Raw genomic sequence first — 7,553 nt, forward strand, 5'->3', positions numbered from 1 at the left:
AGAACTCTGGCGCGACTTGAATTACACTGAGCTTTTGCCTGGGGGCAAAAACACCAAAAGGGCGCTTAACGTGGCAGCGGTTCCTGCCGCAGCCGTAGCGCTATATTCCATTCCTAGAATTTCATTGCCACATGAATACACCCATGCTGCGGCAAATGTTCTCACCGGGGGGACAAATGATGCGGTCATAGAAGGCGTGACTGATATGGCTACGACAGGCCCATGGCCTGCGCAGGATGTAGTCTTGTTAGCCCCCTACCTCTGGTCGATGCCTTTGGGGTATTATCTTCTGAGTGAAGGCAAAAAAAGAAAGTCTCTTCCGCTAACGGTAGCCGGCTCCGGGCTTTTATTTGGTGATGCAGCCTCAGTTCTCAATGCAGAGCTTTCTGCAGAGTCAATTTCAGAGAAACTACCTGAACTAAACCTGCCTGAAGGTGCGGAAACCGTCTCCTTGTATGGTGATTTCAATCAGGTCGGCGCAGACTTGGTACAAAAAACAACCGAGCTTGTTGAAAAGCTTACTGGCCATGAAATAACAGACTACAAGCCAGTTGACCTTGACTGGGATTGTCAAACAGACCCAACAAACCCTTATCTTATGGGAGCAGCTTTCCTTGTAGGAGTCGCCATTATGGGGATAACCTATGGGCTTGGAAAGGCCTCAGTAAACAAGGTCGCAGACTGGAGGCGCAGGAAGAAAATCGATTCCACGGAAAGTGCAACTGAAAATTATGAAAACCAATAGTTGCCGGCTTCATAAGCTTAATAATCAGATAATCTTATGGATTTGGAGCCGCTCTTGAACCCAAAAAGCATTGCCGTAGTCGGCGCTTCGAGAAACAAGCAGAAAGTGGGCAGCATAATTCTCAAAAACCTGATGCACTTTCACGGAAAGCTCTACCCGGTCAACCCAAACACGAGGCATATATTCGGGCACCAGTGCTACCCAAGCGTCGAGTCAATAGGAAAGCCCGTCGATATGGCAGTAATCGCCATAAGGGCAGAGTTTATCCCGCAGATGTTGAGAAACGCAGAAAACCTCAAGACGGCAGTCATAATTTCAAGCGGCTTTTCAGAGGTCGGAAATTACAAGCTTAAAGACGCAGTTCTTGCGGCGGCAAGAGAAAATGATATCCGGCTTCTTGGCCCTAACTGCATCGGCATACAGGTCCCTTCAAGGGAACTTAACGCAACCTTCATGCGTCCCGCTCTAAATGGAGAGTATGCCCTTATTTCCCAGTCTGGCGCCATCTGCTCGTCCATAATCGACTGGAGCATCAGCCATAAGCTGGGCTTCTCCAAGATAATCTCTGTCGGAAACGCTTATGATCTGTCCTTTCCCGAGCTGATAAGCTATCTTGAAACAGACCGAAGCACGCAGAAGATTATCATGTATATCGAGGGGCTTAGCGACGGAAAGGCCTTCATTGAAGCGGCAAAGAAATCAAAGAAGCCGATTTATGCGCTTAAAGTCGGAAAGACCGAAGCGGGAATAAAGGCTGCTAAAACCCACACCGGCGCAATGGCAGGAAGCTACTCCATCTACAGGGATGTTTTCAGGCAGGTAGGGGTTACCGAGATGAAAAACCTAAAGGACCTGTTCCTTTTCCTCAAGATGAGCAAGCTGAAAAGAAAACCCGTCATTATCCTTTCGAATGCAGGCGGGCCAGCGACAGCAACAGCAGACCTGCTCTCTGAAGCAAACATTCCCCTAAAGAAGCTTTCTGGCGAGACAATGAAAAAGCTAAGCGCCCTTCTTCCCGAAAACTGGAGCCGCTCGAATCCTGTCGATATACTAGGCGACGCAACGCCAGACCGGTACGAAAAAGCCATGAAGATTCTATCAGGCGAAAAAGCAAATGTCTTAGTTATTCTTACGCCGCAGGAAATGACCGACCCAAGGGAAACCGCCCGGCGTCTTAGAAAATTCAAAAACCTGGTCTGCGTGTTTATCGGAGGAAAGGAGACCACAAGGGCCCGGCTCTTCTTAGAAGATTGCCATGTCCCCGCCTTCGAGTTTCCAGAGCAGGCGGTTGATTGTTTGGGATTACTGAGATAAATCCGCCACTTTCGACACAACTTAAGGTTTACTACTATGAAATTATTATGACTTTAGCCATAAACGATGCCCACCGCCACTTCGGCAGGAACAGCATTCACGGCTCCCTGGGCCGCCTGACTATCCCAAAGCTAAGATGCACCTACAGTGGGCTTGTAAAAGACCTCGATAAATACAATATCAAAAAGAGCATTTTATTTCCACAGCCAGACCCATACGAAACTGGAAAAGACCTACTAACCACAATTGCCGCCCTAAGCCTGCCCTATTTACTCTACAATCCTTGCGTGGAAACAATCCTGAGCGCTCAAGCCCTGGCACTGGGGGCAATTTTCCCACGAATTTATGAAGACTTGAGCAGAAAGCCCCTGCGACCGGTCAATTACAAAAAGGCAAACCGGAAAATCTACGGGCTGGAAGATGAAAGGATAGATTTCATTCCCCTGGCAAACCACAATTTCAAGCTTTCCGACCTTGACAGCTTTGAAGGGTTCAAGGGCATAAAGTTCTATTATGGCGAGCCAACGGAAGGTCTTCTGGAATATATGGACGAAAACAATCTGAATATGATTCTCCACCCTCCACCACAAAAGGCCAGAACTAAAGGAGTTTTCAGGAAAGTAGATGACGACATCTGGCATCTGCCCAGCAATTTCCTGAAAACAGTCAACCGCTATGATGGAATCAAGTTCCAGGTAGCCCATCTTGCACGTGGTGATGAGCAGATAATAAATGCTCTAGGAAAATGCGAACACGATAATCTCTACACGGACAGCAGCGGCCTTACGTTCCATACGCTCAAAGCGTCCAGAAAAAATGCCGCAAAGATAATCCCCAGTAATCCTGAACACGTTCTCTTCGGCTCCGACTGGCCATGGACCGATACTGGAAAAGAGATTGCATTCATAAATGGGCTAGAACTGGGCGAGAAAGAAAGAGAAAGTATTTTTTACAGCAACTACTTCAAACTCTGGGGTGACCGTGAGAAAGCTGTGCCTTAGCGGGCGGTTGATTGTTTAGGGCTTTTAAGATAAGTACCTCTATATAGTGGTATATAAATATTTGTATATTATGTCTCATGAAACTCTGCCTATGGAAGAACTCCCTGGAAGATACGACTATGGCTTTGTTACGCAGGAAGCAAAAGTCCCGGGAACAGGAGAGAAAATAACCACTGAGGTATCGCTGGACCACCTGGCATATAACCTGGTCCTTCCTGCCCTGGGAAGAAAAGTGGCCAAGGAACGATTTAGAGATATTATAAGAAATAACCTGTATTCCGTTGAGACTTCCAAAATACCCGGAGGCCACAATGGAGCCTATAATTCTTTAAAGAAGACCATACGTGTAGACACTGAACTGGAAGGCACTCCACAGGAAGTGGCAAGCACGCTGTTTGCGGAAGGAGGCCACCTTTTTGCTGAAAATCTCTATAGGCCGGAAAATTTCATAATTGATGAATATTATGACCGTGTTGCCAAGCACATTGGGGAAGACTTATTTAGAAACACCAGATACGGATACTCGGTGGACACGTATCCAAACAATTTACCCAATGTTGCAGAAGATGCCAAGGCCATCAGAATAAGCAGAAATAATCTGGGCAAAATGCGGCTTTTTCTTGAGTCAGTATATAGCCAAGGCAAGCCGTTTCATGATCCGGACTTGTTCTCAAAAAATAAGGAAAAATGGAAGTCCCATATTTCCACATACCGGGCAGAGATAGCAACTCCAGAAGTGGAGAAAGACGTAAACCTTCTGGGGGAAGACTCCGAGTACCACTTAACTCACCTGGAGGGTTATTTCTTGGGAGACCTGCTTTTCAAGGAATTCGGGGCTGGAGCATTCACAGACCCCAGTAATTTGTTTTCAACGCTAGGGGAACTTCCCATAACAATCACTCAAATCCATCCAGACGGAAGCACTTCACGCAAAACGCTTAGGTACCCCATAGTGTCCGTAAATAGAAAGATAGAGCAAAAGATGAGCCCCGAAGCAAGAAAATCGTTGAAATACCTGGAGCGAAACATTCTGCCAGTCCTGCATTATTTAGGCAATATCCAGACAATCCACAGAGATTTTATCAGAGACTTGCAACGGACCGAAGAATGCTTAAGCGGGTAACCTGGAATGTCCCAGGGCCACTCGCGTCCACAGCAGGCAGTTGATTATTTGAGATTACTGAGATAAATTCTATTCAACTGTAGTAAACTATGGTCTCCACATCCCATATGCTTCTATTTGAAGAGGAACCTTTACTGTTTGATCCCTACTTTACTAAGACCTCTCGATATGAGGGGCAGGGATATCTCGACAAGAAAGGCAGAGAGGCATACCTTAGCTGCGGCCCCCTCAATCCAACAAGATACACCGATTTGTGTGGCCCATACAAAGTGTGCCTCCAGGAACTACAAACCTCGGTCAATACAATCGTGGACAAATCATTGTCAGACGGCTGCGAATACGGTTCTCTTATATTGAGTAAAACTTTACAGCCGGGACTGATAAAGGATATTTCATTTTTCGGGTGCGTAGGAGGCATTTCTCCCGGAAGAATGAATTCTTCCGTCCTGAAAAATTATCCGGGATACAAGATTGGCATTCTTCACTCACATCCTACCGAAGACTTTCCCTCCCCACCCGATTTCACAACTTCCAGGAAGGTTCTGGTAGGCATTATACTCCCAAATGAAAAAAGACTCATATTCTATAAGATAAAGGCCCCTTTGTTTGATGATTTCATGGGAGAATATGCTTCATTTTGGATGCGATCCTCTACGGAGCCATGGAAAGATGACCTCAAAAAATTCTGCCTTTCCGAAGAAGTGCCCCTGGACCCAAATTACCAAATTTGCGTTCCAAACGCCAGGTAAAATTATGCAAACGCCCCAAGCAATCACTTAACCTCGGGACTTGCCCAGTAATTTATTTAACCTCTGGGCTTGTCCTGAAAAACTACTTCGCCTCAGGACTTGCCCCATGACCTACCTAACTTCAGGGCTTGTCCTGTAACCTACTTAACTTCAGGATAGTCCTCCTTCAGCTTTTCAAGATTAAGCTTGAACAGTTTTATCTCAGAGTTGGAATAGACCTTTTCGAAATATTCGAATCCCTCGCCCTCAAAGAAAAACATCCTCGTAAACATCGAGTTCTCCGTCTGGGCAGGCATATAGATTACAAGCCGGAATGTTGGGTCGACCCAAAGAACGCCTGGAACCGGCGCGTCAGGGTAATCCAGCCGGACTGCAGTTCCGTTGTCATAGAAGATAAGCGCCTTTATACCAAGCCACATCCCATTCTGAAGAAGAAGCGGCTCGACCTTCTGCATTCCGTCTTTTACGGTGATTTTCAGGTAAAACGGGCCATATTCAAGGGCGGTTCCGTTCTCAAGCATAAGCTGCTTTTGTCCTGTAAGCCCGGACATTGAATACGGGTAAGCTGTTCCCTGGCCCTTAACAGGGTCCCAGTTGGAAAAGTAAGTCCACCAAGTCGATTTTCCAATCAGGTCGTTTGAGGCAAGGAAGTAGATTTCGGTGCAGTCTCCAAGGTACGACTCCAAAACTTTTGCCGCCTTTACCTCGTCAGAGGTATAAAGTGCGCCTGCCATGTCCTGCATCCTTGAAGTCACGCAGTACTGCTTTGGCGCGTCAGGAGTCCCGATAAGAGAGCAGTAGACACTGCTGTGGGTTCCATACGTGTCGCACCAGTCGCTAAGCCCCTCCTCGTCTATAAGGTAGCCCTGCCGATCCTTCATGCAGTCAAGCCCGTTCAAATCTTCAATCGAAGTAACCCTTTGGTTGTTCTGCGTTCCGCCATCGTAAACAGTCGTCCTTTCCGAAAGGGAAGCTATGAGGTAGCCAGGGTCCCAGTAAGTCGCAACTACCGAGCATTCAGCGGAATTGTTCTTGAGCCAAGACATCGAGGTAACCCACCCCGAAGTGGCGCCCGAGCCAAATGAGTTTGCAGACATTTCGTCTGCCTTGTAGATTGAAGTGTAATTGGCGTCGTTTCCAAGCACGAGCGCGTAAAGAAGGAAAACTGAAAACAAGGCGGCGATAATCCAGGACGCTTTTTTCAATAGGGCTTTATTGTCCCCGTAGTTTTCCAGCCGGAATATCGCGTCAAAAATAATCGCCACTGCAAGCCCTGCGCAGATTGCCATAGGAAGCGCCAGAAGCTGGGTGAACCTGACAGCCCATAAGCTCCCGTAAAGAGTCGGGGCAATCCAGATAAACATGAAAAAGAAGGTTTCGGGGTAGATGGATTTTTTCCCCAAGTTCTGGAAAAACAGGAACATCAAAAATATCAGGCCAAGAAGCCCGAACCCGAAAATCACAGGGTGGACCCTTCCTACAACCTCGCTGAATGACGCGCTCATCTCCTCGGAAATGGAAATCCACACGTTAGGGAAGATTCCCCCTTCGGCTTTTGCGGTCTGGAAGAAGCTTGTAACGCCGATAACCTGCTGAATCGGGTCTGGAGCTGAAAGGTTTGATAGCACATAAGGCATCGGATAGTAAGTTGCCAAAAAAGCAAGGAACATCAGGGCATAGATAAGCACATGGCTCTTGAAGAAGCCCATGCTGTTTTTAACTTTATTCTTAATGTCTGACCCTTCTGCCAGGAAAACATTGTAAACCCACTGGAAACCAAAAAGCCCGGCAAAAAGCCAAGGCATATACGAGAAGCCCGACCAGACAAGGGCAAAAAGCGCCATCGAAACGCCGGCAAGAATCGCAAGGATTATTGGAGCGGGCTTTTTCCAGTTCTTTGTGTCGACGCGGTTATAAGCCGCCAGAAAGAGCGCCACGACAAGCATCGAGAAGAATACGACAAAGCAGTCCGTGTCAAGGTATCCTGCCATCGAACGGAATAGGAAAGATGGCGTAAAGCCCACGAAAAAAGCGGCAAAAATCCCCGCCTTGTTGGAATGAAGCTCTTTTCCTATCCAGAACGCCGGGAAAACTGCCAGCGCCGCAAAGAAAGGTGACACCCAGAAAAGGAACCGGTAAAAGTCAACCCCGTTTACGGCATGGACAATATTGTATGACCATGCGACGAAATAGGGGAAAAGCCCAAAGGTGAGCGGCTCGTATTCAGGGTGCAGCCGGAGCTGGTCATACTCCGGGATATTCCCATCCACGATGTACTGCGCAAGCCGGGACCAGTAAAACGGGTCGTCCGCTCCAAGAAGGTACTGCTCATCAGCGGTAGCCATCCTGACCGAAAATGCGCCCCAGAATATTAAAATAACTGCCAGAAGGGAGAAGGCAAGGGAAATCTTTTTCATGTGCCCTTCATTTGACCTTATCGCCTCGATAAATGGCTTTTTTGGCGTTTTGGCCACGTGCGGCTTTTCAGCTGCAGGGGTTTCCTCTGGCGCCTTCTCTTCCGCGGCCGCTTTTTCTGCTCTCGAATCGCTTTTTGCTTTCAAGGCTTTTGCCTGTTTATCAGAAACTGCAGTAGCCTTTGATTTCTTCGAGCGTTTTTCCAT

6 protein-coding genes are annotated in these 7,553 nt (G+C 47.4%); 5 read left to right on the forward strand and 1 reads right to left on the reverse strand.

The window, feature by feature from the left end:
• From JW727_03975 to JW727_03995, 5 genes are all read left to right on the forward strand, one after another.
• Positions 1-745, forward strand: a 745-nt coding sequence (locus JW727_03975; GenBank protein ID MBN2095180.1) for a hypothetical protein, incomplete at its 5' end; no start/stop codon positions are given.
• 36 nt (positions 746-781) lie between these two features.
• Positions 782-2,059 carry a CoA-binding protein gene (locus tag JW727_03980; protein ID MBN2095181.1) on the forward strand — a complete coding sequence of 426 codons (1,278 nt, stop codon included), beginning with the start codon at positions 782-784 and terminating at the stop codon, positions 2,057-2,059.
• Between the two features lie 47 nt (positions 2,060-2,106).
• Positions 2,107-3,060: an amidohydrolase family protein gene (locus JW727_03985; protein ID MBN2095182.1), complete on the forward strand. Its 954-nt coding sequence runs from the start codon at positions 2,107-2,109 to the stop codon at positions 3,058-3,060.
• Between the two features lie 91 nt (positions 3,061-3,151).
• A complete protein-coding gene (locus JW727_03990) occupies positions 3,152-4,183 on the forward strand; it encodes a hypothetical protein (protein MBN2095183.1) in 1,032 nt (343 codons plus the stop codon).
• Positions 4,184-4,272: 89 nt separating this feature from the next.
• Complete coding sequence (locus JW727_03995; GenBank protein ID MBN2095184.1) at positions 4,273-4,932, forward strand: hypothetical protein; 660 nt, start codon at positions 4,273-4,275, stop codon at positions 4,930-4,932.
• A gap of 140 nt (positions 4,933-5,072) precedes the next feature.
• Here JW727_03995 and JW727_04000 read toward each other — a convergent pair.
• On the reverse strand, positions 5,073-7,553 hold a 2,481-nt coding region (locus JW727_04000), incomplete at its 5' end, for a hypothetical protein (protein ID MBN2095185.1).

This window comes from Candidatus Aenigmatarchaeota archaeon (genome assembly GCA_016932615.1).
Lineage (GTDB): Archaea > Aenigmatarchaeota > Aenigmatarchaeia > QMZS01 > QMZS01 > JAFGCN01.